Here is a 25274-nt window from a genome sequence, read left to right on the forward strand (position 1 = left end):
TTATTATTTTTAAGTAAAAACTTGCCCGCGCAAATTAAAAGCAGGCTAATGATGGAGGTATGGTAATCATTTAGGAGTAGGGGAATGTTATGCACGATCAAAGAGAGGGAGATCCCCCTGGATATAAGGGGGATTAGAATTTACTGATTGCTGTTACTGTTTTCGTTCTGAGCTGATGCGCCGCCATTACGGGCATAGATAATTTTGTAGGTATCATTGGCGCAGTGACCAACTACCTGTCCACCCGCCTGTTCGGCTTGATCGTTTGGTACCACGGTCAATTCGAAGCCGGATTCCGGGACACCATTGTTAATAATTTTTTGCTGGATATCCGTTTTTACGCGTTCGCATGAGTCCGGCGCGGCGAAAGCAGGAACAGAACCTACCAGCAGTGCTGCGCACAGCCAACGTGAGTAGTGCATGCTTGTCTCCTTATTTATTGTCCACTTTAAGCTTAGCACTTCTCTTTTCGACAAAAGGTAAAACTCTGAATCATCTTAACTGTATGTGAAATTAGCCAGATAACAGCGAAGGAAGTTATTAACTCATTACGCTATAGCGTAAATGTTTTGCTAATATAAGCGCCATTCTAAAGAAAACTGTGGTGAAACCTTTGAAAAAACAGTTATTACTTGTCTCTCTGGCCCTGATTTTGACCGGATGTGATGAGGAGAAAGGCCCGGTCGCATTCACGCCGGAAATGGCGAGTTTTTCGAATGAATTCGATTTTGATCCTCTGCGCGGCGCGGTAAAAAACTTTAGTCAAACTCTACTTAATGAGAAAGGCGAAGTAACGAAGCGCGTCAGCGGAACGCTGTCGAAAGAGGGCTGTTTTGATACGCTTGAACTCCACGATCTGGAGAACAATAGCGGCGTATCGCTGGTGCTGGATGCTAACTACTATATCGAAGCTGAAACCCAGGAGAAGCGGCTGCGGCTGCAGGGAAAATGCCAGCTGGCAGAATTTCCGTCGGCGGGCGTCACCTGGGATACCGACGATAATGGTTTTGTGGTGCGCGCCTCAGGCAAAGATATGGAAGTGAAGTATCGCTACGATGACGAAGGCTATCCGCTGGGGAAATCTACCACCTCAAAGGATGTGCATCTCGATGTCTCCTCCACGCCAGCGAAGGATAAGCGTAAAAAGCTCGATTACGCCGCAGTAAGCACACTCAATGATAAGCCGCTGAGTAAAGTGCAGCAGAGCTGCGACTATGATAAGCATGACAATCCTCTGAGCTGCAGCCTGGAGATTGTTGATGAGAGCGTGACGCCGCAGGTGACGCATAAATACAGCATCAAAAACACCATCGAGTATTATTGATGCTGCCCGCCACCGCGCTGAGTGCGCGGTGGATTTATGCTGTTGCTCTATCACTTCAACAAACCAGCCAGCTTAATAACTGCAGCCAAAGACGGGAAAACCTTCCTTAGGTAATCCAGCACTTATGCGGGATCTTCGGGACACAGACAGAGGTGCTTGCGATGAAAAAAACAGTAACTCTTTTTTTTATCATGACGCTATCTCCGGCGGTTAATTGCGCTGAAAGTCAGGATATTTCTCAGGGGCCAGAAATAGAAAGTTGTTGGCGTAACCAGCAGGATCGTGGTCAAGCCGTAACGTGCTTGCACCAATTGAATGACAAAAGTAATAGAGAAATGGATGCGCTAATTACTAAAACTGTAAAACAGATAAAGGAAAATAACACGGGCCCGGTCTACAAACGCAATTATGCAGAGCTGACTATAGGTGACGTTTTTAGTAAGCACTTTCTGGCATCTCAACAATCCTGGAAAAGTTATCGTAATGATTTTTGCCTGGGCGTAGGTTCGCAAATTGGTGAAGATGCCTATGACTACTGGCCTTCTATCTACCAATGCCAGATCAACCTTAATAGAAAACATGCTGAAGAGATAAAAATGCTCCATGCTGATGAGCGCTAATGGAGCAATGTTGTGACGCCGTAGGTAACGCATAAATCGAGCATCAAAAATACCATCAAATATTTTTGATGCTGCCCGCTCATCGCGCTTATTGCGCGGTGGGTTTTAACAGCGTACTGCCGCTGGTTTTATGCTCTTGCAGATAGTGCTGCTGAAAAATACACATGCGGATAGTATTGCGGTATTCGCCATTAATAAAGAATTCGTGAATTAACTCGCCCTCCACCTGAAAACCCAGTTTGCGGTAGATGTGAATTGCTTTCTCATTCTCTTTATCGACGATGAGATAGAGCTTATAGAGGTTTAATACCGTAAAGCCATAATCCATCGCTAACTTAGCCGCTTTTGAAGCCAGCCCTCTGCCCTGAAATTCTGGCGAGATGATGATTTGAAACTCCGCGCGGCGGTGAACATGATTGATCTCAACCAGTTCGACCAACCCTGCGTTGACGCCATCACACTCAACGACAAAGCGGCGCTCGCTCTGATCGTGGATATGTTTGTCGTAAAGATCGGAGAGTTCAACAAAGGCTTCATAGGGCTCTTCGAACCAGTAGCGCATTACGCTGGCGTTATTGTCGAGTTGGTGGACGAATCGAAGATCTTCGCGCTCGAGAGGGCGAAGCCGGACAGGGTAGTCGACACTCATAAAAGTCCTTTCTCAGAGATGAAGGCGGGCGCAGAGCGCCCGACGAAGTTACTGCACTTCACGCCCGGTGCGGCGATCCAGGCAGCGCAGGGTATTGGGCTCCCAGTAAGCATTCAGGTTGCTGCTTTTCTGGCAGTTATCGCGTGCATCGAAGGCGACATCATCTTTGTCCCACTCTTTCTCGACGCGCTTATTGATTTTATGGCGCAGGCTGCGGGTGTCGTTCCACTGCTCTTTTTCCATCGCGGCAGATTGACGGGATTGCGCATTGTCGCCCGACTCGATCACCAGACGGTTGGTTTCAGCCAGTGCGGAAGTGGTGTACACAATGGCACCCAGCGTCAGCATTGCGGTCAGGCACAGGCGTTTGCTAAGTGTAGAAGTCATGGCAATGGTCCTTTAGTGAGGAAAAACGTCTCTATTCTAAGCGATCTCCGCCTGCCAGCATATCGGGGCGTAACCGACTCTAAGAGCATTATCAGGTAAGATGGTTCAACCTAATTTCAATCAACCACCTGACTATGTTGAAAACCACGCTGCTCTTTTTTGTCACCGCTCTGTGTGAAATTGTAGGCTGTTTCTTGCCCTGGTTATGGCTTAAACGCGGCGGCACGCCGCTGCTGCTAATTCCCGCAGCGATCGTACTGGCGCTTTTTGTCTGGCTGTTGACCCTCCATCCTGTCGCCAGCGGGCGCGTATATGCTGCTTACGGCGGGGTTTACGTCTGTACTGCGCTTATCTGGCTGCGCGTTGTGGAAGGGGTGAAATTGACGATTTATGACTGGCTGGGCGCAGCGGTTGCCCTGTGCGGCATGTTGATCATCGTCGCAGGATGGTCACGTAATTGAGAAGGTAAGTGTTAAAGTTCTGTGATCGAACGCGTAAATTTCGATCGTTATACTTGTATGGTAGTTGCCGCATTACGTAAGTTCCCTTACAACAGATTCATTTGATGTAAGGGGTTTCCGATGAGCATTGCACCTGTAAAACGCTGCGCCAGCCTGGCAAAGCGCCACTCTCTCTCACTGCATATCCTCCCCGATGACGGCCTGCTTACGCCGGGCGACGCCTCGCCTGGCGCCTTCATCTTTAAACCCGCTCATTATCGTTGCCCAGCGTCTCTGGCCTGCTGCTGAACCGGTCATAAAGGATATCTAAATGAAAAGTGTGGTAATTGAACAACCTAACCAACTGAACCTTGCTGAACGTCCTCTGCCAGAGCCCACTGCCGGGGAGGTGCGAGTCGATATTAAGCTCGCCGGGATTTGCGGCTCTGACAGCCATATCTATCGCGGGCACAATCCTTTCGCCAGATACCCGCGGGTTATTGGCCATGAATTTTATGGGCTGATTGATGCCGTTGGTGAAGGTGTCTCACCCTCGCGTATCGGTGAGCGGGTAGCGGTCGATCCGGTGATCAGCTGTGGTCATTGCTATCCCTGTTCTGTCGGTAAACCGAATGTCTGTAAAGAGCTGGTAGTGCTCGGTGTTCACCGCGATGGCGGCTTTAGCGAATATGCGACGGTTCCGGCGCGCAACGCCTGGGTCATACCCGACACCATTTCTGATGAGGATGCCGTGATGGTTGAACCTTTCACCATCGCTGCGAATGTCACCGGCCAGGTTCAACCCCGCGAAAAGGATGTGGCGCTGATTTACGGCGCAGGGCCGATGGGGCTGACCACATTGCAGGTACTGAAGGGGGTCTACAACGTTCAGCAGGTCATTGTCGTTGACAGAATCGATGAGCGGCTGGCAATGGCGCAGCGCAGCGGTGCCGATCGGGTGATCAACAACAGCCAGCAAACGCTGCCGGATGCGCTGGCGCAGGCTGGCATCAAACCGACGTTGATTGTAGATGCCGCCTGTCATCCGTCGATTTTGCAGGAGTCGATAACGCTGGCGTCTCCTGCGGCGCGCATCGTGATAATGGGGTTTTCCAGCGAGCCCAGCACCATTGTTCAGCAGGGCATTACCGGTAAAGAGCTGTCGATTTTCTCCTCCCGGCTCAACGCCAATAAATTCCCGGTGGTTATCGACTGGCTGGATCGCGGCCTTATCGACCCAGGCAAACTGGTGACGCATAAATTTGCGTATCACCACGTCACCGATGCGATTGAACTGTTTGAAAAAGACCAGCGTCGCTGCTGCAAAGTTTTATTAACGTTCAATTAAATAACAATAAGTGCGTTGCAGGCGTACGCATTCAACACGATTGAGAAGGCGATTATGACTGACGTAAAAGCTGAAAGAACGACCTCGGACCTGGTAAAGGCGGCGGTGTCCGGCTGGCTGGGTACGGCTCTCGAGTTTATGGATTTCCAGCTCTACTCCCTCGGTGCGGCACTGGTATTCCATGAAATCTTCTTCCCGGAGCAGTCCGCCGCGATGGCGCTCATCCTGGCGATGGGCACCTATGGAGCGGGCTATATCGCCCGTATTATCGGCGCATTTGTCTTTGGCAAAATGGGCGATCGCATCGGGCGTAAAAAAGTGCTCTTCATTACCATCACCATGATGGGCATCTGTACGACCTTAATTGGCGTGTTGCCGACTTATGCGCAGATCGGCATTTTCGCACCGGTGCTGCTGGTGACGCTACGCATCATTCAGGGTTTTGGCGCAGGAGCGGAAATTTCCGGTGCTGGCACCATGCTTGCCGAATATGCGCCGAAAGGAAAGCGCGGCATCATCTCCTCGCTGGTAGCAATGGGCACCAACTGCGGTACGCTGAGCGCTACCGCCATCTGGGCGATAATGTTTTTTGCCCTCGATCGTGAAGCGCTACTGGCCTGGGGCTGGCGCGTGCCGTTTATTGCCAGCGTGGTGGTGATGCTGTTCGCCATCTGGTTACGCCTTAACCTGAAAGAGAGCCCGGTGTTTGAACAGGTGCACGAAGGGGAGCACTCCCCGGCGAAGATCGCCCCGGCGCAGACTGGCCTGAGTGCCATGTTCGCTAGTAAAACGTTCTGGCTGGCGACGGGGTTGCGTTTTGGTCAGGCGGGAAACTCCGGTTTGATTCAGACTTTCCTTGCAGGCTATCTGGTGCAGACGCTGCTGTTTGAGAAGCGCATACCGACCGATGCGTTAATGATTAGCTCGATTATCGGTTTTATCACCATTCCGCTGCTCGGCTGGTTGTCGGACAAAGTGGGGCGCCGTTTACCCTATATCTGTCTCTCGGTTTCATCGATTCTTCTCGCCTGGCCCATGATGGCGGTGATCGTTGATAAAACCTACTCACCCGGCGTGATTATGCTGTCGATCATCGTTATCCATAATATTGCCGTGCTGGGGCTGTTCGCGCTGGAGAATATCACCATGGCGGAGATGTTCGGCTCGCGTAACCGCTTCACGCGTATGGCGATCTCAAAAGAGGCGGGCGGCCTGATAGCGGTCGGTTTCGGTCCGGTACTGGCGGGTATCTTCTGTAACATGACCGGCTCATGGTGGCCAATCGCGATGATGTTAATGGCTTACTCGCTTATTGGCCTCGTTTCCGCTGTATTGATGCCAGAAGTGCGCGACCGCGATTTGAGTATTCTTGAAGACGCAGCCGAGCCTCAGAACCAGAGCAAAAGCGCAGCGCAGCCTGTCGCCTCGCGCCGCTATGTCTGAGTTGTTTTAATACAGTGTTAAGACACATTTGGTTACCATTCTAGTTGGTGTAGTCAGCAAAGCCTGTCGCAAATCATAGTCGGGTTTGCGCTACGCCTTAATCTAGTGAACCACTGTTTCATTTAATAAGATGAGTCTCACTATGGAAAACAGGCTGTTAACGGCAAAAGCCACTCTACCTCAATACGATCGCAACAAGTTGGTTGCGCGCATTGTGCATCTTGGTTTTGGCGCCTTCCACCGCGCGCATCAGTCGGTGTATACCGATATTCTTGCCGCAGAACACGGCAGCGACTGGGGATACTGTGAAGTTAATCTCATCGGCGGCGAACAGCAGATTGCCGATCTAAAACAGCAGGATAACCTCTACACCGTGGCGGAGATGTCCGCCGATGCGTGGACCGCGCGCGTGGTTGGCGTGGCGAAGCGCGCGCTGCATGCGCAGGTCGATGGGCTGGAAACGGTGCTGGATGCGATGTGTGAGCCGCAGGTCGCGATTGTCTCATTGACCATCACCGAAAAGGGGTACTGCCATTCGCCTGCGACAGGGGAGCTGATGCTAGAGCACCCGTTGATCGCCGGCGATCTGCAACACCCGCATCAGCCAAAATCTGCCGCGGGGGTGATTGTCGAAGCGCTCTCTCGTCGCAAAGCCGCAGGTTTACCCCCGTTTAGCGTAATGTCTTGCGACAACATGCCGGAAAACGGCCACGTCACGCGTAACGTTGTCTGTGCCTATGCCCGCACGGTGGACGCCGCGCTGGCGCGCTGGATTGAAGAGAACGTCACCTTTCCCTCCACGATGGTCGACCGTATTGTCCCGGCCGTTACGGCTGAAACCCTTGAGAAGATCGAACAGCTTACCGGCGTGCGCGATCCGGCGGGTGTCGCCTGCGAACCCTTCCGGCAGTGGGTCATTGAAGATAACTTTGCCGCAGGCCGCCCGGCGTGGGAAAAAGCGGGGGCAGAACTGGTAAGCGATGTGGTGCCGTTTGAAGAGATGAAGTTGCGTATGCTGAACGGTAGCCACTCCTTCCTCGCCTATCTTGGCTATCTGGCAGGCTATCAGCACATCAACGAGTGCATGGAAGATGAACACTATCGCCGCGCGGCGCATGCGCTGATGCTGCACGAACAGGCGCCGACGCTAAAAGTTGAAGGCGTGGATCTGCCGCACTACGCCGATCTGCTAATCGCGCGTTACAGTAACACTGCGCTGCGCCACCGCACCTGGCAGATCGCCATGGACGGTAGCCAGAAGCTGCCGCAGCGTATGCTCGATTCTGTGCGCTGGCACCTGGCGCAGGGCAGCGACTACTCACTGCTGGCGTTAGGTATCGCGGGCTGGATGCGCTATGTCGGCGGCGTTGACGAGCAGGGGCAGGCGATTGAGGTATGCGATCCGCTGCTTGCGGTGATCCAGAAGGCGGTGAACAGTAGCGCAGAAGGCGAAGCGCGCATTGAGGCATTGCTGGGGATTGAAGCGATTTTTGGCCGTGATTTGCCGAAAGAGCGCGCGTTTGTGGCGCAGGTGCAGAAGGCGTATGAGATGCTGCTGGCGAAAGGCGCAAAAGCGGCGGTCGCACACTTCGCGGCAGGGCTGTAATTAAATGATGAGTGCCGCAGAGGCGGCACTCATCTTCATCACGTTCTGCCGATCAGTGCAGGCCGAGCCGAATCAGCTCTACCGGCTCGAATTTGCCTTCACACCCTTCAACTTCCACCGTTTTGTTGCGGCGCACTTTTTCAGCGCTTAGCCCCTCGGCGTGAATTGCGACAATTTTGCCGGTGCGTCCAGTGCCGTTAATCATTACGCGTGAGCCGGTGGTGATAGGGTTACGGTTACGGTCATAAGTCATCATGATGATTTCTCCTTGATAATATCCATAAAGCGAACCGGGGCAGAAGATGGCCCCAAAACGGACGCCCTATAAATACGCCACTGAGATGATGAGTTTTTGCTTTTGATCAAGGTCACACTTTTTTCTGACAAAAAAGGTGACCTGATGAGAGAGAGGAGGATGACTACTCTTCGCTAAACCAGTCGCGATTCTCCTGGCGAATGGTTTTAACCGACTCGCTGATCTCCTGCAAATGCAGCGTCATCGCATGCTCAACCGCGTCGGCATCGCGTTTTTCCAGCGCCTCGAAAATGGCCTGGTGCTGGCGCAGCAGCATCTCTGGGGGGGAGACGTGATCGAGGCTCATATAGCGCACACGGTCAATCGTTGCCTTGATGTTTTCAATCGTATCCCACGCCAGCTGGCAATCAGCAATTAGCGCCAGCTTGTGGTGGAATGCATCATCCAGTTCAAAGAAATCGTTCAGTTGCTTGCGCTCAATGGCGATCCGCTGCTGGTGGAGATTCTGCTCAAGCTGATAACAGGCGCTGTCATCAATCATCTGCGCGGCGCGGCGGGCCACGGCGCACTCTATCGCCTGACGGACAAAGCAGCCGTTGCGCACTTGTGTTAGCGAAATTTTATTCACGTAGCTTCCGCGCTGGGGGCGGATCTGAATCAAGCCGTTTTCCGCGAGCTTGATAAATGCTTCACGCACCGGCTGGCGCGAGACGTCAAAACGCACCGACACCTCTTTTTCAGAGAGCGGCGTGCCCGGTGGGATCAGGCAGTGGACAATATCCCGTCGCAGGATGCTGTAGATCTGTTGATTAACGGGTTGCGTAGGGTTGAGTTGCGTTTCGACGGCCATTCGCTCTGACTTTTTAAAGGGTTAACCCGGCTACCATACCATTGTTTCTGCATACATCCCAGACCCGGCCCGCAGGCCGGGAGGAAGCATCAGCTCTGGCGGTGCACGCTCAGACCGGCGTAGCTCTGGCTGACCGGCATCATCTCAAGTGTGTTGATATTGACGTGCTTAGGTAGTGTCGCCACCCACCATACCGCTTCAGTCACATCTTCTGCACTCAACGCAGTCGTGTTTTCATAGGTTTTATTCGCTTTATCGTCATCGCCTTTAAAACGCACATTAGAGAACTCGGTGCCGCCAACCAGGCCCGGCTCGATATTGGTGACACGCACCGCGGTACCGCTCAGATCGGTGCGCAGGTTGAGGCTGAACTGGCGCACAAAGGCTTTGCTTGCGCCATAGACGTTGCCACCCGCGTAAGGCCAGCTTCCGGCCGTAGAGCCAAGATTGATGATATGACCGCGATTGCGCTCGACCATACCCGGCAGCACGGCGCGGGTCATATAGACCAGGCCTTTGTTGTTGGTGTCGATCATCGTCTCCCAGTCATCCACGTTGGCTTTGTGCGCAGGCTCCATGCCCAACGCCAGCCCGGCGTTATTGACCAGTACATCAATCTCGCGCCATTGCGCGGGCAGAGAAGCGATAAACTCGTCGATAGCTGCGCGGTTACGTACGTCCAACTGGGCGGTGTAAAGATTCTCGCCAAGCTCCTCTTTCAACTCTTGCAACCGCTCCTGACGGCGACCAGTGGCGATCACATGGTGACCATTTTGGATAAAACGGCGAGTAATGCTCTCGCCGAACCCTGCGGTTGCTCCGGTAACAAGAATAATCATCTCTTTGTTCCTCAACGATTTTTGTGATGTCGTCACATAGCATGCACCGCACAAAGGCGGCAATACAAGTATTGACTGTTAAAGAGTGTGGCAAAAATTGGTGGCTTGCGTAGGGGTGAGAAAGGATTGCGTCGCGCGCGGTGGATGCCTACTCTGAGGAGACTTACCGCATTCAGGAGATAACCATGCCGGTCTCTAATCCCTTTTTTACTGCAAGCCCGCTGCCATATCAGGCACCGCCCTTCGATCTTATCGAGCAGGAGCACTATCGCCCGGCCTTTGATGAAGGAGTGCGGCAAAAACGCGACGAGATCGCGGCGATCGCACAAAACAGCGCCCCAGCGGACTTCGACAACACCATCCTGGCGCTGGAGCAGAGCGGAGCCTTGCTCACTTACGTGACCAGCGTTTTTTTCGCCATGACCTCGGCGGACACCAATGATTTCCTCCAGCAGCTCGACGAAGCCTTCTCCACAGAGTTAGCGGAGCTCGCCAACGATATTTATCTTGATGAACAGCTGTTTGACCGCGTTGAAGCGGTATGGAAAAGCCTTGATACTGCCAGCCTCGACGCAGAATCGGCTCGCCTGGTTGAGGTAACCTATCAGCGCTTTGTGCTGGCGGGCGCGATGCTGGATGAGCAGGATAAAGCGACGCTGAAAGCCCTTAATACCGAAGCGGCCTCGCTGATTAGCCAGTTCAACCAGCGCCTGCTGGCAGCGGATAAAGCAGGCGGCCTGGTGGTGGAGGATGTGCGCCAGCTCGACGGCATGTGCGCTGAAGAGATTGAGCATGCCGCCGAGGCGGCAAAAGCCAAAGGTCTGGAAAACCGCTGGCTGATAACGCTGCTGAATACCACTCAACAGCCGGCGCTGGCCGTGCTGCGCGATCGCCAGACGCGTGAAGATTTGTTTAAAGCCAGTTGGCTACGTACCGAGCGCAACGATGGCAACGACACGCGCGCGCTGGTGCTGCGTCTGGCAGAGCTAAGGGCGCAACAGGCGCACCTGCTTGGTTTTGATGATTTCGCCAGCTGGAAGATTGCCGATCAGATGGCGGGTACACCGCAGGCGGCGCTGGAATTTATGCGCAATATCGCACCGGCTGCCCGTGCGCGCGCCGAGCGTGAGCTGGCAGATATTCAACAGGTTATTTATAACCAGCAGGGTGGATTCACCGCACAAGCCTGGGATTGGGCCTTCTATGCGGAACAGGTTCGCATGGCGAAATACGATCTCGACGAAACGCAGATTAAACCCTATTTCGCGTTGAACACGGTATTAACGGAAGGGGTATTCTGGGCGGCAAACCAGCTGTTTGGCATCTGCTTCAAGGAACGGTTTGATATCCCCGTTTATCATCCGGATGTGCGGGTATGGGAGATTTTTGACGCCGATGACCGCGGGCTGGCGCTGTTTTATGGCGACTTTTTTGCCCGCGACTCTAAAAGCGGCGGTGCATGGATGGGTAATTTTATCGAGCAGTCGACGCTCAATGGGACGCAGCCTGTTATCTACAACGTCTGTAACTATCAGAAACCGGCCAATGGTCAGCCTGCGCTGCTCTCATGGGATGAAGTGATTACGACTTTCCACGAGTTTGGTCATACGCTGCACGGGCTATTCGCCAGCCAGCGTTACGCCAGCCTCTCCGGAACCAATACACCGCGCGATTTTGTTGAGTTCCCGTCGCAGATCAACGAGCACTGGGCCAGCCAGCCGCAGGTATTTGCCCATTACGCCCGCCACTACCAAAGCGGCGAGCCGATGCCGGATGCCCTGCGCGACAAGATGCTGCGCGCCACGCAGTTTAATAAAGGTTACGACATGACCGAGTTGCTGAGCGCAGCGCTGCTGGATATGAACTGGCATGGGCTGGCGGCGAATGCGCAAGTCAATGATGTAGCAAGCTTCGAAGCGCAGGCCATTGCCAAAGAGAAGCTCGATCTGGCCGCCGTACCGCCACGCTACCGCAGCAGCTATTTTTCCCATATCTTCGGCGGTGGCTACGCAGCGGGGTATTACGCCTATTTATGGACGCAAATGCTCGCCGATGACGGCTATCAGTGGTTCGTTGAGCAGGGCGGGTTAAGCCGTGAAAACGGACAGAAATTCCGCGACGCCATTCTGTCGCGCGGCAACAGCACGGATTTAGCTGAACTTTATCGCCAGTGGCGCGGGCACGATCCGCAGATCGAGCCGATGCTGAAAAACCGGGGATTGAGTGAGTAAGGCATTTGCAGGCAGTAACCGAACCGGGCGCGAGGCCCGGTTTTTTGTGCTCAAGCGGCCTCGGCCATCGTTTCAATTGAGCAGAGATTGCTCGCTGCCGTAAACCTGCATATGCATTGAGTTTTTACCTGTCGTTCGGTGAGTTTATGCTACCTGCGTCATAGCGCTTATATGAGACAAAATTAGCCAGTTGTCAGAGATAAAGATCTAACCAACAAATACCAGATAGGGGCACTCAATTCCCGGTTTTTTTGAAAGGATGCAAACAACAACGAAGGTACTCATCATCAATTGTTTCCTCCTCATGACTATTTGAATCAGGATATTGTTGCTGTTTGATTTTTTGCACAATGAGTTCCTGAGCATCAGGATTTTCTCGGTGATAAAATTCAGCCTCACGTTCATAGGTGTCGCTATTGACGAGAAGTTCGTCGAAGGCAGAGTTTATTAATGTGCTGCCTGAGAATATCATTGAGCTGACATCTTCACACTCAAACTTCAAATAAAGTATCGCTTTTTTTAAGGCATTGATTTCGCCCTGACTTAGCATTACGGCTTTTTTCTTTAACTCATCCACAATGTTTTTTCCTTTGTCTGGTTTTGTTATTTAACTTTTACAAAAAAGCGTTCATCGCTGAATGATATATCCCGCGTATTTTTACAGGGGTAGGGTGGCGCAAATGGAACTACTTGTCTCAACAGATATTGGATAAAAATGAAAGATTGCAAGCGTATCGCTCATAGTGACTCGTATGCTGTTATATATCGCCGGGATCACACGCGGCTTAACAAAAAAACCTTAGCTACCTTCTTAGGGCCTTCATAAATATCAAAACAACTGCTTTTTTTCATGCGTTCATGTGGGGCATTTTCAACCAGAAAGCGAACGCTACCTTCACTTACAAAGCTGTCATTTTTATCCGCTGGCATAAGCGTAGCTGTGAGTTCGAAAACAACGCTCCAGGCATTATTCTGCCATTCCTTATCTTCAGGAAATCTTGATACAGCAAAATACCGTCCAGCAGGGGGAGGGGCTTTTCTTCCGCCATCTCGAGCAGATATCCACTCAACCTTTACCTGATACATTCTTTCACACTCTTTTGTTTAATATCGTTAGCTGTTTATAGATATTCGTACCACAATTGTTCTTTTTTTTAGAAGGCATAAGCATTGCGAGTGAAATAATAGTCCGCTTTTCAGTATACGTCCCTGAATCCATGGCTTGTGGGATACTTTATAAAAAAAGATATTTCTCTTTTATCTTTTATTACAACGCAAAAAATTCTTTCATTTGCTTTTTCTAGCCGCAAATCATAGGCTTGTATTTTTTCTTCTACTTCATCTAAAAGCGATAAAGCCATCTCGCTTAAAATTTCGTCATACTCACTGATGAGGTTATGTAAGGTTTCAGGGAAGGCAAACTCAAGGATGGTACCTTGGAAGAAATGTTTAATGTCACAATGGTTTTCATATTCAATTGTGGCATAGACTTTATTGGTCCTGTAAGAAACAATGTGGTCAAGCATCCTTGAGCGCCTCTAAAGTCTATGACTGCTGTTCTTTAGCGATGATTTCGCGACACAGCTGTTGATGTTGATTGATCGCAGCTTTTTGTTGAGCGCTTAGCTTGTTCCAGCTGTTGACCATTTGCTCGCCGAGTGCCGGAATATAGTGATTTTTACGTAACGCGTAGCCGGAATTCCCGTCCTCAACCATCTTTTCCATATCACGTAAGAATACCTGGGGATCGGTGTGATCTATGGCGCAGAATACCGAGCGGTAATAGCCCTTCTCCTCTTCGCTATAATGAGGTGTCAGCCAGAAAGCTACAGCGCCAACCAGCGCAACCAGTGGAATGATAAAGCGTAACGTTTTTAGCATTGTTCAACTCTGCCATAAAAATTGAGGCGGTAGTTTATCTGAGGTCGAAAGAGGATGTAAAAGCCGGACCGGGTTAAAAGCATCATATGTTACATACTTTTTCATAACGTCCGTTAGCGACACGTCATCTGTATGCGTTGTCTAATGTGTGAGTTACAGGATGACTCTCGTGCTAAATCATCAACCTTTTACTCAGGCCCGGCTATGATGGTAATTTATGCTTGACGTGATCGTGAATGATTGTCTTAAGGCTCCCTGTGCATCGGCGGGAAAGGTTATTATCCGAATCGATCACTAACATGCGAATGTGAGCATTATTACGGTTACTATGGCGCGATGTGTCTGTTCATATCAATCGTAAGGGCAGGTAGCTTACCTCGAACGAACGATTGTGCAACATCAAGAGGATAATAAAATGCAAAACATCAATTTGCTCGCTAATATCGACAACACCGTTAAGGATAATATCATCGGCAGAATAGGGGGGAATATACCTGAAAATTTCAATGAGAAACTTACTGAAATTGAAGGGCTGAATTTTTATGCTACTTTCCAGCATCCTGAAAAAATGGACTATATTTCTATTTTTGTACCGAAAAGTTACGATGAACTGCTCGAAAAAAACATGTATCCCGATTGTGGCATCAAGGTTTTCGTTCATCCTTGCGCCGATGAAAGCAACAACGAAGATTACACAATAGACTACATTAAGAAAACCAATATCAGTGGCTACAAAGAGAGCGGAGGAAATGATTATGGTTTTATTACTAAAGCCAGCCAGGCAAAATTTATTCAGGATGAAGATTATTATTATCTGAACCTTAAGCGTGATGGATTCGTCTTTTTACTACAGCTTGATGAAGATTTTTATCCGGAGGACTTGCTTGATGGGGATTATATATTTGGCTATGGCGCTCTGTACTTGTATCAGAGTACAAATGATGACAGCGTAATTGCCGGTTTTTGGCAAAGCTCTTAAAACAGAACCCTCAGCTCTCGCTTAGTATTCGAATACAGTACGCACCTTCGGTTGTTATTATTTGAATGTTATGCGGCAGTAATGTCATTTTTAGATGATCGTGGGTAATCATCTTAAGCGAATACTAAACGGACACTTTTTCAAGCAGCCTGAGGGTAATAGACTTATAGTGATATATTTTTCTCATCAGGCATCCTCTTCAGCATACTTAATTAATCGTAAGCACTTTTCCTCAATCGTTGGCTCTTTGTCTAAAGATGATAGCCACCCCTTCAGAACGTCATTGGCGAGAAAGACCTCCAGAAAATATTCAGCTCCTGCCTTTGCGGCTTCATCTGGTACGCCTCCCTCATCAAGCTCAGTTGCGACAACTACAGCTGTACCAGGCTGCCATGGGCGCTTCGCGTAGATCGTTTTATCTTCATCAACACTCGTGAGGCTATTCACCAAATCATATAACGTCATTCTGTTTCCCTTACGCCGCATTTCTGTAGTAGTCATCAGGATGAGGATCCGTTGTTCCTGATTCATGCGGGGTATCAATTTTTATCAGTTAATATGTTTTTGGGGCAGGCCATCCAGTTTGTAAAAAGCATCTGCGCAGGCTACCGCCCCAGCTGTACACTACGGCCTGCTGGCGCTCTTCATCCTATGCATCTGACAGGCTGCTGGTATCACCTCATTGACGCCGGTAAACACTCTCCCATTTGCTGTGCGCTCCCTGTGGGGCACTCTGCACTCTTTGTCAGATGTGATGGCTCAACCCCCTTTCTTAACAAAATGCGGTTGAACCACGGATGATGATACCTTTTTCGCCAGAAGGGATCATTACCGCTTCTTCTTGCGTCTTTTGCACTTCTGCTCAAAACAGGGTGTAGCGCATTATATCGGCCAAATAGTGTTCGGCTAGCACGCCTGTATTTGTCCATGCCGTTAAAGAACCATCTTAGCCATAAAAATAATCGAAGAAAGCGACAAAATTTTCATCTCCAATGACAGGAGAGAGCGCGCGCTGCAGTTCTTCTGTAAACTCTTTTTTTATTTCATCGTTATCATCAAACACCTCGAAAATATTATAACGGCCGTACACTAACTCAATTAAATTTGCCAGTGAGAGAATAAAGTCGGAGAGGCTGTCCGCGATTTTGAAGGGTTGTGCAACATCATAACTTGCATAGACAGGCGTGTTCTTCTGATCTACCACTGCTATAAGGGGTTTTCCGCCACCGTAATCATCCCCAATAACAAGATAATTGTCCGGAAGGGAACCATAACCGGCCTGAGATTTTTCTAACGCATTGACGGAGTGAAGCTCTATGGGAGTCAATCCGGTTTCAATCACCACACCTTCTGGATTATATCTTTTATAAAAATAATCCAGCTCTTCAGAGCGCGGCAAGGAAGCCGGGAAAAGATTATTCAGCTCATTAACAGCATTGAAATGCCCCGTAAGGGCATACTTGCTGCAGACACTAACAAGTTTTTCAAATGCATTCTTAAGGTCATTCATGCGTATCTTCCCTTTTGAATATCAATAGAGCGTAAATTTTTGTTGAACTGGCGGCCAGGCAGGCGATAGAGTCCTGGCAGCAGCGATATCGGCACTGCCAGTGATAAGAATGCTGCAGATGATGAGTCATTGCTGTCGTGCATGTTTAAAACTGCGCAACTTCATAAACATCATGAAAAGAGAGTTAAATCTTCGTTCCCATAATCCGGGATACAATCGCTTTAGCCGCATCAAGCTTCGCTTTTCCTGCTTCAGAATGGGTACCTGATTCGAATGTTTTGAAGTTACCTTCAATCTTTTCAACGGCTCTATCAACGAAGACTTGCGGCAGCTCAGAGAAGATGGACTGGAAAATGACTTCATAGGCTAAAGCGCGACACTGCAGATCGTTAATCGTTTCTTCGGTTGTCTTCATCATCTCTCCTTAAGAAATGCTTTGATACATCATATCGATTGGTTGAAAAACGTTCTGTTGAGACTACCTGAATGAGTTAACGCCACGCGAGGTGTCTAAAACGGCCAAGCCGTTTCTGAAAACGATTAACCCTGAACGGTACAGTCCACAGCCGTTTCGTGAAAAGGCGCTAAACCCTGACCTGTCCGGTTTGCCCCCGTCAGCGTTTGCGAATGTTTCCTGTAACCTTTATCGACCGGGAAACCTTTATTCTTTATCAAAAATTGAAATGGCGGCATTCAACGCGCTTCACGGCAATACCATGGGGGCGAAACCGTCTTATTTACTTTGCACTGCTGCTTTGCGATAAGCGCTTATGCTTTAAAAAGTTACATAACCCGTGCGAGCATTGACCGATCTCCTTTCGCTTAATAACGTTAAGCGTGGTGATGAATCCCCCTACGCGGAGGGGCTACCAGCCACATCTTTTGGGGTGAAAGCGAGTTGTGCGGGCTGGCGCGCACTCACCGGGAGGCACCCGGCATCACCGTAATATCCTTGGCCAGAGACGGGTTTTTTAGCCGGTCTCTGGCTTTTTGATCCCTTTTTATAGCCATACAATTGCGAAAGTGTGGTCAACCTCACGTTTCCCACCGTAGCGTTCTCCCTCTCATTAAGCCAAATTATAGGACCTAATTTTTAGCGCTTAACAATCTACGGCATGGCGCAGGCATGAAGTGCATGGCTGTGTTACTGTCGATGGCAATTTAAGCAACTGAGGTAACCGACATGAGCAAAAATGTAGTGGTAATTCGCGCCGGTGGTAAGGTTGAGCAGGTGTCCGTGGAAGATAACGCCAAATCGGTCACCTTTAAAAATGAGCAAAGCGCTTTTCTGGAAATCCCCATTGAGCCCTGGGAGCTGGACGGCGAGACCTACCTTGTCGCCCGTTTCTCCGATCTGGTCACCCAGCAGGAAACGGAGCAAGCTATTCGCAAGTTTCATTAAACCCTAACCGCCTGCGGGCGGTTTTTTTCTGCCTGTATGTGGAGGTATCCATGGAAACAGAACGTGAAGTAGTGGCTGCTACGCCGACCATCAATACTCAGGACAGCGCGCTGTCGCATCTCGTCTCCTGCGCAAACCTGGGGGCCGGCATGGTCGTCACGCTGGTGGTGGGGGGGCAGGTAGTGGCTGGTGAACTGGTCTCAGGCGAAGAGTATGCGTTGTCGACAGCGCAGGCGATTCGTTCTGTTGCCGGTGATGAGAATATTAAAAATCCTATCGCCACTTTTTTTGATCAACTGGCAGAAGATTACCGCATAGACGATCAACATGAGATTCCGCTCAATTACCTGCATATTAAAGATCCTTCCTGGATGACAGGTAATGGCGGCTGGACGAGCGTGAAGGGTACAATATTACGCGTGCATATTGCGAAGGTCAGTGGGTTTACATTGGGCAAAGCGAAAAACGCATAAATCCAAAAAAACGGGGCCATAAAAAAGCCCCATTTTTTTATAAAACGTTTTTCGGCCAGCGTCGTCTTCTGAGTGCGGGAATACAGGTTAACGCAGTAAGTCGCGCGCCACACACTGAGCAAATCGCTCCGTGCGAAGGAAGTTTATCTGAACAATAGGTAGTAAAAGTAAACTTGTGGCTGCTGCAAACCGGGCACGTAAATTTGAGATTGGGGATAACCCCTCCGGTCTGTTGAAGTGAGAAACCACACTAACACGACCATCGCAATAAAAGGGATATATTCTCTTTATTTTCAAAGAAAAACGTCAATGTATGTCAGGCAATCGTTTCGATGGCTTCGCTTGTTGCCGGCTTCGAGAGTGGCATTGTTTAGGTTCTGTTGAGGTTGTGACTGATAAAGTGACACCAGCCCGTTAACATTGAAAATGAGTTAGCGTGTAACAATAAGCACAAATCTATCCATGCAAGCATTGACCGCCATAACCGGCGGTTTTTTTTTGCGCCAGATAAAGCAAAAACGGCTTCTTACACATAATGTAAGAAGCCGTCGCGGTGGGGGATTATCGTCGTTCATCAATCGTCCCATTTATGGCTAAAATAAGCGGCTAAAAAACCTGAAAACAAAATAATGCCCAGAACCGCCATAAAAACATGCATATTTCCCATTTTTACCTCTCCATTTATTTCACTGATTTGCCTCACTTGAAAATTTTATTGCAGCAATGGAGGGATAATAGCCTGCTAAATATCAACGAACGCTTAATAATGTGAATTAATTTACCGCTTCGGTAAATTTTTTCCGATAAGCCGCGGGCGACAGAGCATGCTGCTGTTGAAAATGGTGACGCAACGAAGCGGCGTTCGCGAACCCGCTATGGCGGGCGATAAGCTCAATGCTCATTCGCGTTTGCGTCAGCAGCGACTGTGCGCGCAGCAACCGCTCCTGCAGGATCCAGCGTGCGGGGGTCGTGCCGGTGGCTTCCTGAAAGCGGCGAAGAAAAGTGCGCTCGCTCATGCCGGTGCGCTGCGCCAGTGCGGCGACCGTATGATTGCCCGCCAGGTGCTGATGCAGATAATCAAACAGCAGGCCGAGCTGTCGGCTTTCACGCGTACGCGCCACCGGACGAGACAGGTGCTGCGTCTGCGTGCCATCGCGGTGGGGTTGCACCACCAGCCGTCTGGCGACGTTGTTAGCCGCTTCAATACCAAAATCCTCGCGCACTATGTGCAGGCAGAGATCGATGCCTGCCGCGCTGCCCGCCGAGGTCATCACGTTCCCCTCGTCATAATAGAGGGCGTCGTCCAGCACAACGATGGCCGGATAGTGCTCACGTAGCTGGTCGGTATAGCGCCAGTGCGTAGTGGCTTTACGCCCGTTGAGTAATCCCGCAGCCGCCAGCACAAACACCCCGGAACAGATCGAGATCACCCGACAGCCGCGCTGCCAGGCCTTCTGTAACGCCTGGCATAAGGCGGCTGGCACCTGCTGATCGGCACCACGCCAGCCGGGAATAACCACCGTGTCCGCCTCATTAAGCAGCTCAAGACCGCCTTCCGCCATAATGCGTATACCGCCGGTGGCGCGCAATTCGCCTGCGTCAACGGCGGCAACGGCAAAGTTATACCAGCTATCGCCCATCTCCGGGCGCGGCAGACCGAAAACTTCTACGGCGACGCCAAATTCAAAGGTACAGAGCCCGTCATAGGCGAGGGCGACTACGCGATGGCGGGAAGCAGGGTGTCGTAAAGTTGTCATTATCCTGGTGTTATCTGGCAGAGAAGGGCGCATTCAGGGCGCGCTGTTTTGGTTAGATTAGTGTTAACACAACCACGGAGAAAAGACGATGAGCTATGTAACTGATATTCCCGCCGCCTCCCCGGAAGAAGCAGCAAGCCACTTTCTGCACCGTTTAAGTGTCGAGACGGATTGTGCAGATGTACACCACGCCCTGACCCATAACGAAAAAGATTTTGTTCTACTGCACGTGGTCGGCAGCCCGGATGCGTTCGCGCGCCGTCATCTACCGGGCGCGATTCATCTGCCTCACAGCACTATAACCGCTGAACGCATGACCGAATGGCCTGCCGGCACCTTATTTGTGGTCTACTGCGCTGGTCCGCACTGCAACGGGGCTGATTTCGCCGCACTGAAGCTTGCGCGCCTCGGGCTGGCGGTCAAGATTATGATTGGCGGCATTACCGGTTGGCAAGATGAGGGGTTCAGCTTCGCCAGCGGGATAGGGCATGCTGCATAACCTGGGATTTTTTCACTTTTCTGCACTGAACATGAATCTTTTTCATGGGACGTGAAATTTTCTCGTTTGCCGCCGCTGGCCCGGTGTGACATTTTGTTTGGACATTTAGCCATCCAGAAGTCTAAATATTCAAATGATGAATTATCACGCCGGGCAACCATCTGCTACGGCGCATAAGGAGAGAATTATGCAGCGACATCAGGCCCCGTTCCGCGCAGACGTAGTCGGCAGCTTTTTACGTCCCGACGCCATTAAACAGGCGCGCCAGCAGTTTGCGCAGGGTGAAATCAGCGCCGATCGACTGCGTGATATTGAGAATGAAGAGATTCGTCATGTCGTAGAGCAGCAGTGCGCCTGTGGTCTGCATGTGGTAACCGATGGCGAGTTTCGTCGCGCCTGGTGGCATTTTGATTTCTTTGCCGGGCTGGAGGGCGTCGAGCTTTTCGAAGCCGAGCAGGGGATCCAGTTCAACGGCGTACAGACTAAAGCGCACGGCGTACGCGTGACGGGTAAAGTGAGCTTCAAAGACCACCCGATGCTGGAAGATTTTCGCTATCTGAAGAGCATCAGCGGCGATGCGCAGCCGAAAATGACTATTCCCAGCCCGAGCGTGCTCCACTTCCGCGGCGGCCGTAAAGTGATCGATGCCACCGTCTACCCCGAGCTGGATGCCTATTTTGACGATCTCGCCACCACCTGGCGCGATGCCATCCGCGCCTTTTATGAGGCGGGTTGCCGTTACCTGCAACTGGACGATACCGTCTGGGCCTATCTCTGCTCTGACGAGCAGCGCAAGCAGATTGTGGCGCGCGGTGACGATCCGGAAGAGCTGGCGCGTATTTACGCTCGGGTACTGAACAAGGCGCTGGAGGGCAAACCGGAAGACTTAACCATTGGTTTGCATGTCTGTCGCGGCAATTTCCGCTCGACCTGGATCTCCGAAGGGGGTTACGAGCCGGTAGCAGAGGTGCTGTTCGGCGGCGTCAATGTTGATGCCTTCTTCCTTGAGTATGACAATGACCGCTCCGGTGACTTTGCGCCGCTGCGCTTTGTGCGCCCGGGCAAACAGCAAGTGGTGCTGGGCCTGATCACCACTAAAAATGGCGAGCTGGAAAATCCGGAAGGGATAAAAGCGCGTCTTGAGGAAGCGGCGAAGTATGTCGATATCAGCCAGATCTGCCTCAGCCCGCAGTGCGGTTTTGCCTCAACGGAAGAGGGCAACTCCCTGACGCCGGAGCAGCAGTGGGAAAAAGTGCGGTTGGTAACCCGTATCGCTGAGCAGGTGTGGTAACAGACGCCATCCGGCTTTGTTTTCGCGGCACAATTGCCGGATGGCGGCTACGCCTTATCCGGCCTACAAAAACGTGCCTACAGCGATACCAATATTTTTTTCTTCAGGTCTTGCAGCGATGGGGTTGTGTCCCCGCTGAAATCGGCGAACCGAAGCGGGAATGACAAGGTCTGGACGCCATGGATGGCGGACAGAGGCGAACCGAGACAGGGACTCGTTCCAGAATGGAACGAGTAAGTCGAGTCGAGCCGGCCGCCGTCAGGCACGCGGGAGGTGAGCGCAGTGCGCAGCACCGATTTCCTTGCGGGGCCGCGGGGATCGATAAGGGGAGCGCGGCCGCTTCCCTTATCCCGTTCACCGCAGAAGCGGTTAATGACACTCCCCAGCGCCTGGTGAACGGAATCATTCCACAAATGCCAACCCCATTGCCGGATGGCGCTGGCGCTTATCCGGCCTACGCCGTTTCAGCAGCTTCGTTACCGTAGGCCGAATAAGACGCAGTTGTGATCCGAAATGACGAGCATCTACTTATTGCGTCTGCAATACGCCCCATGGCCGGACGCGCATCCCTTTGAGCATCATCAGCCAGGCGATGACTATGGTGACCATCAGGATGACAAACAGCGACCAGGAGGGCAGCGTGGTCAGGATCACGCCGGTTAACAGCGGGTTCATCGCCGCGCCCAGCCAGCCGAGCGCCTGCGCCGAGAAGTAGGTCGCTTTCATGCCCGGCGGCGCAATGTTATCAATCAACAGGTACTCGCCCGGCGCATAGATCACTTCGCCGAGGGTAAACACCGCGGCGGAGAGTCCCCACAGCCATAAATTGTCGCCAGAAATCATAAAGCCCGCGAGGCCGATAACAAAACTGAGGGTGCCAATCCCCATCAACGGTCGCAGGTTGCCCGGCGTGAGTTTTCGCCCCACGGCATACTGCAAGCTGACCACTATCGCCGCATTCACCGGCAGCACCACCGCCACCACGCGCTCGGCGAACTCACTGCTGGCGACCACCATCACATACTGCGACAGGCAGGAGGCAAAAGAGCCGGCAACGAACGAGGCGAGAAAGTTGGAGAGGGTAAACCAGCCCAGCGCTTTATCCCTCAGCAGCACCGACGGAGACCAGGCCGCAGCGGGATCGTGACCTTCTCCGACGGCAATGCGCTGAACATAGAGCTGAATAAAGACCAGCGGAAAGGCGGCGCAGAAGACCGCCAGCCAGAAGGGCAGATTAATGCTCTGCATCACCAACAGCGTGCCGAGCGGCGGCCCAACAGTCCAGCCAATATTAAGGAAGGTGTAGTTGAGCGAGAAAATTTTCGCTTTCGTTGCAGGTAGCAGCGTATCGGCGAAATAGGCCTTTAATACCGTTGAAAAGACCGAATAGGCGCAGTTAATCAGAGAGAAAAAGAGCACTACCAAACCCGCATGATGGGAGAGCGGAATGGCGGCAAATCCGCCGATAAAGGCAACAATAGCCAGCAACATGTAGCGTTTTTTATCGAACTTATCCGCCAGCATGCCAAAGCCAAGGCTGAAGAGCACCCCCACGGTCAGAGCAATAGTCATTGCATAACCGACCTGATCCACCGCCATACCGTACTGGCGATTGAGGTAGATCGTCATAAAAGGCAGCGTAGCGCCGCGACCAATCGTTAATAAAAGTGACGAAATCAGGAGTGCGGCGGTGGAGCGTGTTTGTGTCGAGGTCATTTTCTTACCCGGCATGATTATTTTCGTTTTTGTGATGCCAACAGCAATAACACGCCGAAACTGCGGCGCACAACCGCCAATTTGTCTGTAGGTGCCAAAAACGACCTACCGAATTTAATGATCTATTACTGGACTATTTTTTCAGTTAACGTAAATTTTTAACAAATTTGTAAACAAAAAGGGGCGCAAATGGCGCGTAAGGATGTGCTACTGGCGATGCTGGTAGTCGTGGCCTGGGGACTCAATTTTGTAGTGATCAAAGTGGGCCTGCACGCCATGCCGCCGCTGATGCTCGCGGGGTTACGCTTTCTGCTGGTCGCTTTCCCGGCGCTGCTGTTTGTCGCCCGACCAAAAGTGCCGATGCGCCTGCTGCTCGGCTATGGCCTGACCATCAGCTTCGGGCAATTTGCGTTTCTCTTCTGCGCTATCAAGTTCGGTATGCCCGCAGGATTAGCCTCGCTGGTGCTGCAAGCACAGGCCTTCTTCACCATCATTCTTGGGGCGGGGATCTTTGGCGAGCGGTTGCAAGTCAAACAGCTGATCGGCATTGCGCTGGCGGTGGTCGGCGTGCTGGTGCTGATTGAAGCAAGTCTCACCGGGCAACATATTCCGCTGCTCGGTTTCATGCTCACGCTGGCGGGGGCCTTTAGCTGGGCCTGCGGCAATATCTTCAATAAAAAAATCATGCAGCACAGCTCGCGCCCGGCGGTGATGTCGCTGGTAGTGTGGAGCGCGCTGATTCCGATTGTGCCGTTTATGGTCTGTTCGCTGATCTTTGACGGCCCGGCACTGATGCTGAAAAGCGTCGTGACGATCGACATCACAACGCTGCTGTCGCTGGTCTATCTGGCGTTTATCGCCACCATTCTCGGTTATGGAATTTGGGGTACGCTGCTGGGGCGGTATGAAACCTGGCGCGTCGCGCCGTTATCCCTGCTGGTGCCGGTAGTCGGCATGGCGAGTGCTGCGCTACTGCTGGATGAGAAATTATCTGTGATGCAGCTGGCCGGGGCCGTGCTGGTGATGGCAGGGCTCTATATTAATGTGTTTGGTTTTCGTCTGCGCCGGGCGGCACAGGCAAACTGAAGATAAAAAAAGCCCCGCACGGAGCGGGGCAAGCGGTTAGCTGCGTTGATGGTAATACGCTACGCCTAACTCGTCAGATTTGTCGCTTCCCGCCCCCATATGGTTGAAGTCATACGGCGATGTTTGTTGGGCGGCGGGTATGACCATCGCATCGCGAGCGTTTTGCCCGGCGCGGTGATCAAACTGCTCCGCATAACTCTGGCCACTCAGCAGCACCATTAATGCCGCTGCGGCACAGGTAATACGTTTCATACTTTCCTCGATACGTCTTTAATTACAGGCGATTAGTTTAACAAGCGTGATTTAACGGATAGAGATAGCGAGACTCTGCAGGCATATCCGTGACACGGAACTTATGCGGCGGCACGTCAAAATAGTTTTTGAACGTGCGGGTCAGGGTTTGTTGCGATTCAAACCCGTAACGCTCCGCCAGATACAGGATCGGCTCATTGCTTCCCTTGAGCTTCTGCGCAATTTCCGTCAGCTTGCGGCTGCGAATGTATTGTCCCAGTGAATGACCAGTCTCTTTTTTAAACATCCGTTGCAGGTGCCACTTAGAGTAACCCGAACGCTCTGACACCTTTTCCAGGGAGAGCGGCGATTCCAGGTTATCCTCGATCCAGTCCAAAATGCTATGAATGGTAATAGCGTCAGTGTTGCGTCTGGACATCGTCATACCTCTTTGTT

At 51.4% G+C, this 25274-nt stretch carries 32 protein-coding genes; 14 read left to right on the plus strand and 18 right to left on the minus strand.

From position 1 onward, the window contains the following. Positions 1 to 140: 140 nt before the first annotated feature. Positions 141 to 422 (minus strand): DUF1161 domain-containing protein, encoded by a 282-nt coding sequence (locus HF650_RS10900; RefSeq protein WP_187802375.1) that lies wholly within the window; start codon positions 420 to 422, stop codon positions 141 to 143. A 191-nt stretch (positions 423 to 613) separates the two neighbouring features. Between HF650_RS10900 and HF650_RS10905 the strand changes: the two genes are divergently transcribed. Both HF650_RS10905 and HF650_RS10910 read left to right on the plus strand, forming a co-directional pair. Continuing rightward, positions 614 to 1324, plus strand: a complete 711-nt coding sequence (locus tag HF650_RS10905; RefSeq protein ID WP_187802662.1) for a YnfC family lipoprotein — start codon at positions 614 to 616, stop codon at positions 1322 to 1324. Positions 1325 to 1485: 161 nt separating this feature from the next. Next, entirely contained in the window at positions 1486 to 1944 is a 459-nt protein-coding gene (locus HF650_RS10910) for a DUF1311 domain-containing protein (RefSeq protein ID WP_187802376.1), read from the plus strand. A gap of 88 nt (positions 1945 to 2032) precedes the next feature. On the opposite strand, the gene speG is transcribed toward HF650_RS10910, so the two are convergent. After that, complete coding sequence (gene speG, locus HF650_RS10915) at positions 2033 to 2593, minus strand: spermidine N1-acetyltransferase (protein ID WP_187802377.1); 561 nt, start codon at positions 2591 to 2593, stop codon at positions 2033 to 2035. A 48-nt stretch (positions 2594 to 2641) separates the two neighbouring features. After that, positions 2642 to 2980: a DUF1283 family protein gene (locus HF650_RS10920; protein ID WP_187802378.1), complete on the minus strand. Its 339-nt coding sequence runs from the start codon at positions 2978 to 2980 to the stop codon at positions 2642 to 2644. A 134-nt stretch (positions 2981 to 3114) separates the two neighbouring features. On the opposite strand from HF650_RS10920, the gene HF650_RS10925 reads away from it, so the two are divergent. From HF650_RS10925 to HF650_RS10945, 5 genes are all read left to right on the plus strand, one after another. Continuing rightward, positions 3115 to 3441, plus strand: coding sequence for a YnfA family protein (locus tag HF650_RS10925; protein ID WP_187802379.1), 327 nt, complete (start codon positions 3115 to 3117; stop codon positions 3439 to 3441). Positions 3442 to 3561: 120 nt separating this feature from the next. Further along, a complete protein-coding gene (locus tag HF650_RS10930) occupies positions 3562 to 3729 on the plus strand; it encodes a hypothetical protein (protein WP_187802380.1) in 168 nt (55 codons plus the stop codon). Positions 3730 to 3751: 22 nt separating this feature from the next. After that, complete coding sequence (locus HF650_RS10935) at positions 3752 to 4768, plus strand: Zn-dependent oxidoreductase (protein WP_187802381.1); 1017 nt, start codon at positions 3752 to 3754, stop codon at positions 4766 to 4768. Between the two features lie 54 nt (positions 4769 to 4822). Continuing rightward, positions 4823 to 6211 carry an MFS transporter gene (locus HF650_RS10940; RefSeq protein WP_187802382.1) on the plus strand — a complete coding sequence of 463 codons (1389 nt, stop codon included), beginning with the start codon at positions 4823 to 4825 and terminating at the stop codon, positions 6209 to 6211. A 142-nt stretch (positions 6212 to 6353) separates the two neighbouring features. Continuing rightward, positions 6354 to 7817, plus strand: coding sequence for a fructuronate reductase (locus tag HF650_RS10945; protein ID WP_187802383.1), 1464 nt, complete (start codon positions 6354 to 6356; stop codon positions 7815 to 7817). A gap of 52 nt (positions 7818 to 7869) precedes the next feature. Here HF650_RS10945 and ydfZ read toward each other — a convergent pair whose 3' ends face one another. The 3 genes from ydfZ to ydfG all read right to left on the minus strand — a co-directional run bounded on the left by ydfZ (position 7870) and on the right by ydfG (position 9762). Next, complete coding sequence (gene ydfZ, locus HF650_RS10950; protein WP_023481798.1) at positions 7870 to 8073, minus strand: putative selenium delivery protein YdfZ; 204 nt, start codon at positions 8071 to 8073, stop codon at positions 7870 to 7872. Positions 8074 to 8236: 163 nt separating this feature from the next. Next, positions 8237 to 8923, minus strand: a complete 687-nt coding sequence (locus HF650_RS10955) for a GntR family transcriptional regulator (RefSeq protein WP_187802384.1) — start codon at positions 8921 to 8923, stop codon at positions 8237 to 8239. Positions 8924 to 9012: 89 nt separating this feature from the next. After that, a complete protein-coding gene (ydfG, locus tag HF650_RS10960) occupies positions 9013 to 9762 on the minus strand; it encodes a bifunctional NADP-dependent 3-hydroxy acid dehydrogenase/3-hydroxypropionate dehydrogenase YdfG (RefSeq protein ID WP_187802385.1) in 750 nt (249 codons plus the stop codon). 185 nt (positions 9763 to 9947) lie between these two features. Here ydfG and dcp point away from each other — a divergent pair, with 185 nt between their 5' ends. After that, positions 9948 to 11993 carry a peptidyl-dipeptidase Dcp gene (gene dcp, locus HF650_RS10965; RefSeq protein ID WP_187802386.1) on the plus strand — a complete coding sequence of 682 codons (2046 nt, stop codon included), beginning with the start codon at positions 9948 to 9950 and terminating at the stop codon, positions 11991 to 11993. Positions 11994 to 12228: 235 nt separating this feature from the next. Here dcp and HF650_RS10970 read toward each other — a convergent pair whose 3' ends face one another. The 4 genes from HF650_RS10970 to HF650_RS10985 all read right to left on the minus strand — a co-directional run bounded on the left by HF650_RS10970 (position 12229) and on the right by HF650_RS10985 (position 13874). Then, positions 12229 to 12570, minus strand: a complete 342-nt coding sequence (locus HF650_RS10970) for a hypothetical protein (RefSeq protein WP_187802387.1) — start codon at positions 12568 to 12570, stop codon at positions 12229 to 12231. Between the two features lie 197 nt (positions 12571 to 12767). After that, positions 12768 to 13079 carry a hypothetical protein gene (locus HF650_RS10975; protein ID WP_187802388.1) on the minus strand — a complete coding sequence of 104 codons (312 nt, stop codon included), beginning with the start codon at positions 13077 to 13079 and terminating at the stop codon, positions 12768 to 12770. Positions 13080 to 13189: 110 nt separating this feature from the next. Further along, on the minus strand, positions 13190 to 13519 hold the full coding sequence (locus HF650_RS10980) for a hypothetical protein (protein ID WP_187802389.1): 330 nt from the start codon (positions 13517 to 13519) through the stop codon (positions 13190 to 13192). A gap of 19 nt (positions 13520 to 13538) precedes the next feature. Continuing rightward, the gene (locus HF650_RS10985; RefSeq protein WP_187802390.1) at positions 13539 to 13874 is read right to left on the minus strand and encodes a hypothetical protein; all 336 of its coding nucleotides are present in this window, start codon (positions 13872 to 13874) and stop codon (positions 13539 to 13541) included. 415 nt (positions 13875 to 14289) lie between these two features. Between HF650_RS10985 and HF650_RS10990 the strand changes: the two genes are divergently transcribed. Next, positions 14290 to 14853: a hypothetical protein gene (locus HF650_RS10990; protein WP_187802391.1), complete on the plus strand. Its 564-nt coding sequence runs from the start codon at positions 14290 to 14292 to the stop codon at positions 14851 to 14853. A 186-nt stretch (positions 14854 to 15039) separates the two neighbouring features. Here HF650_RS10990 and HF650_RS10995 read toward each other — a convergent pair whose 3' ends face one another. From HF650_RS10995 to HF650_RS11005, 3 genes are all read right to left on the minus strand, one after another. Continuing rightward, a complete protein-coding gene (locus HF650_RS10995) occupies positions 15040 to 15384 on the minus strand; it encodes a hypothetical protein (protein WP_187802392.1) in 345 nt (114 codons plus the stop codon). A gap of 415 nt (positions 15385 to 15799) precedes the next feature. Then, positions 15800 to 16363 carry an SMI1/KNR4 family protein gene (locus tag HF650_RS11000; RefSeq protein WP_187802393.1) on the minus strand — a complete coding sequence of 188 codons (564 nt, stop codon included), beginning with the start codon at positions 16361 to 16363 and terminating at the stop codon, positions 15800 to 15802. A gap of 184 nt (positions 16364 to 16547) precedes the next feature. After that, complete coding sequence (locus tag HF650_RS11005) at positions 16548 to 16781, minus strand: hypothetical protein (protein ID WP_223284301.1); 234 nt, start codon at positions 16779 to 16781, stop codon at positions 16548 to 16550. A gap of 765 nt (positions 16782 to 17546) precedes the next feature. Between HF650_RS11005 and HF650_RS11010 the strand changes: the two genes are divergently transcribed. After that, entirely contained in the window at positions 17547 to 17765 is a 219-nt protein-coding gene (locus HF650_RS11010; RefSeq protein WP_187802394.1) for a hypothetical protein, read from the plus strand. Between the two features lie 50 nt (positions 17766 to 17815). After that, positions 17816 to 18238: a hypothetical protein gene (locus HF650_RS11015; protein WP_187802395.1), complete on the plus strand. Its 423-nt coding sequence runs from the start codon at positions 17816 to 17818 to the stop codon at positions 18236 to 18238. A 574-nt stretch (positions 18239 to 18812) separates the two neighbouring features. Here HF650_RS11015 and mgtS read toward each other — a convergent pair. Next, the gene (gene mgtS / locus HF650_RS11020) at positions 18813 to 18905 is read right to left on the minus strand and encodes a protein MgtS (RefSeq protein WP_023481773.1); all 93 of its coding nucleotides are present in this window, start codon (positions 18903 to 18905) and stop codon (positions 18813 to 18815) included. A 106-nt stretch (positions 18906 to 19011) separates the two neighbouring features. Then, entirely contained in the window at positions 19012 to 19995 is a 984-nt protein-coding gene (gene ftrA / locus HF650_RS11025) for a transcriptional regulator FtrA (protein ID WP_187802396.1), read from the minus strand. An 88-nt stretch (positions 19996 to 20083) separates the two neighbouring features. On the opposite strand from ftrA, the gene HF650_RS11030 reads away from it, so the two are divergent. Both HF650_RS11030 and HF650_RS11035 read left to right on the plus strand, forming a co-directional pair. Then, positions 20084 to 20494 (plus strand): rhodanese-like domain-containing protein, encoded by a 411-nt coding sequence (locus tag HF650_RS11030; protein ID WP_187802397.1) that lies wholly within the window; start codon positions 20084 to 20086, stop codon positions 20492 to 20494. A gap of 187 nt (positions 20495 to 20681) precedes the next feature. Further along, on the plus strand, positions 20682 to 21785 hold the full coding sequence (locus HF650_RS11035; RefSeq protein WP_187802398.1) for a cobalamin-independent methionine synthase II family protein: 1104 nt from the start codon (positions 20682 to 20684) through the stop codon (positions 21783 to 21785). 528 nt (positions 21786 to 22313) lie between these two features. Here HF650_RS11035 and ydeE read toward each other — a convergent pair. Further along, complete coding sequence (ydeE, locus tag HF650_RS11040; protein WP_187802399.1) at positions 22314 to 23501, minus strand: efflux MFS transporter YdeE; 1188 nt, start codon at positions 23499 to 23501, stop codon at positions 22314 to 22316. Positions 23502 to 23690: 189 nt separating this feature from the next. Here ydeE and eamA point away from each other — a divergent pair, with 189 nt between their 5' ends. Next, positions 23691 to 24587, plus strand: coding sequence for an O-acetylserine/cysteine exporter (eamA, locus tag HF650_RS11045; protein ID WP_187802400.1), 897 nt, complete (start codon positions 23691 to 23693; stop codon positions 24585 to 24587). A gap of 36 nt (positions 24588 to 24623) precedes the next feature. Here eamA and marB read toward each other — a convergent pair whose 3' ends face one another. Both marB and marA read right to left on the minus strand, forming a co-directional pair. Further along, positions 24624 to 24839 carry a multiple antibiotic resistance protein MarB gene (gene marB / locus HF650_RS11050; RefSeq protein ID WP_187802401.1) on the minus strand — a complete coding sequence of 72 codons (216 nt, stop codon included), beginning with the start codon at positions 24837 to 24839 and terminating at the stop codon, positions 24624 to 24626. A gap of 37 nt (positions 24840 to 24876) precedes the next feature. Beyond that, positions 24877 to 25257, minus strand: coding sequence for an MDR efflux pump AcrAB transcriptional activator MarA (gene marA, locus HF650_RS11055; RefSeq protein ID WP_023478575.1), 381 nt, complete (start codon positions 25255 to 25257; stop codon positions 24877 to 24879). Positions 25258 to 25274 lie beyond the last annotated feature (17 nt).

The organism is Kosakonia sp. SMBL-WEM22 (assembly GCF_014490785.1).
Taxonomy (GTDB): Bacteria; Pseudomonadota; Gammaproteobacteria; order Enterobacterales; family Enterobacteriaceae; genus Kosakonia.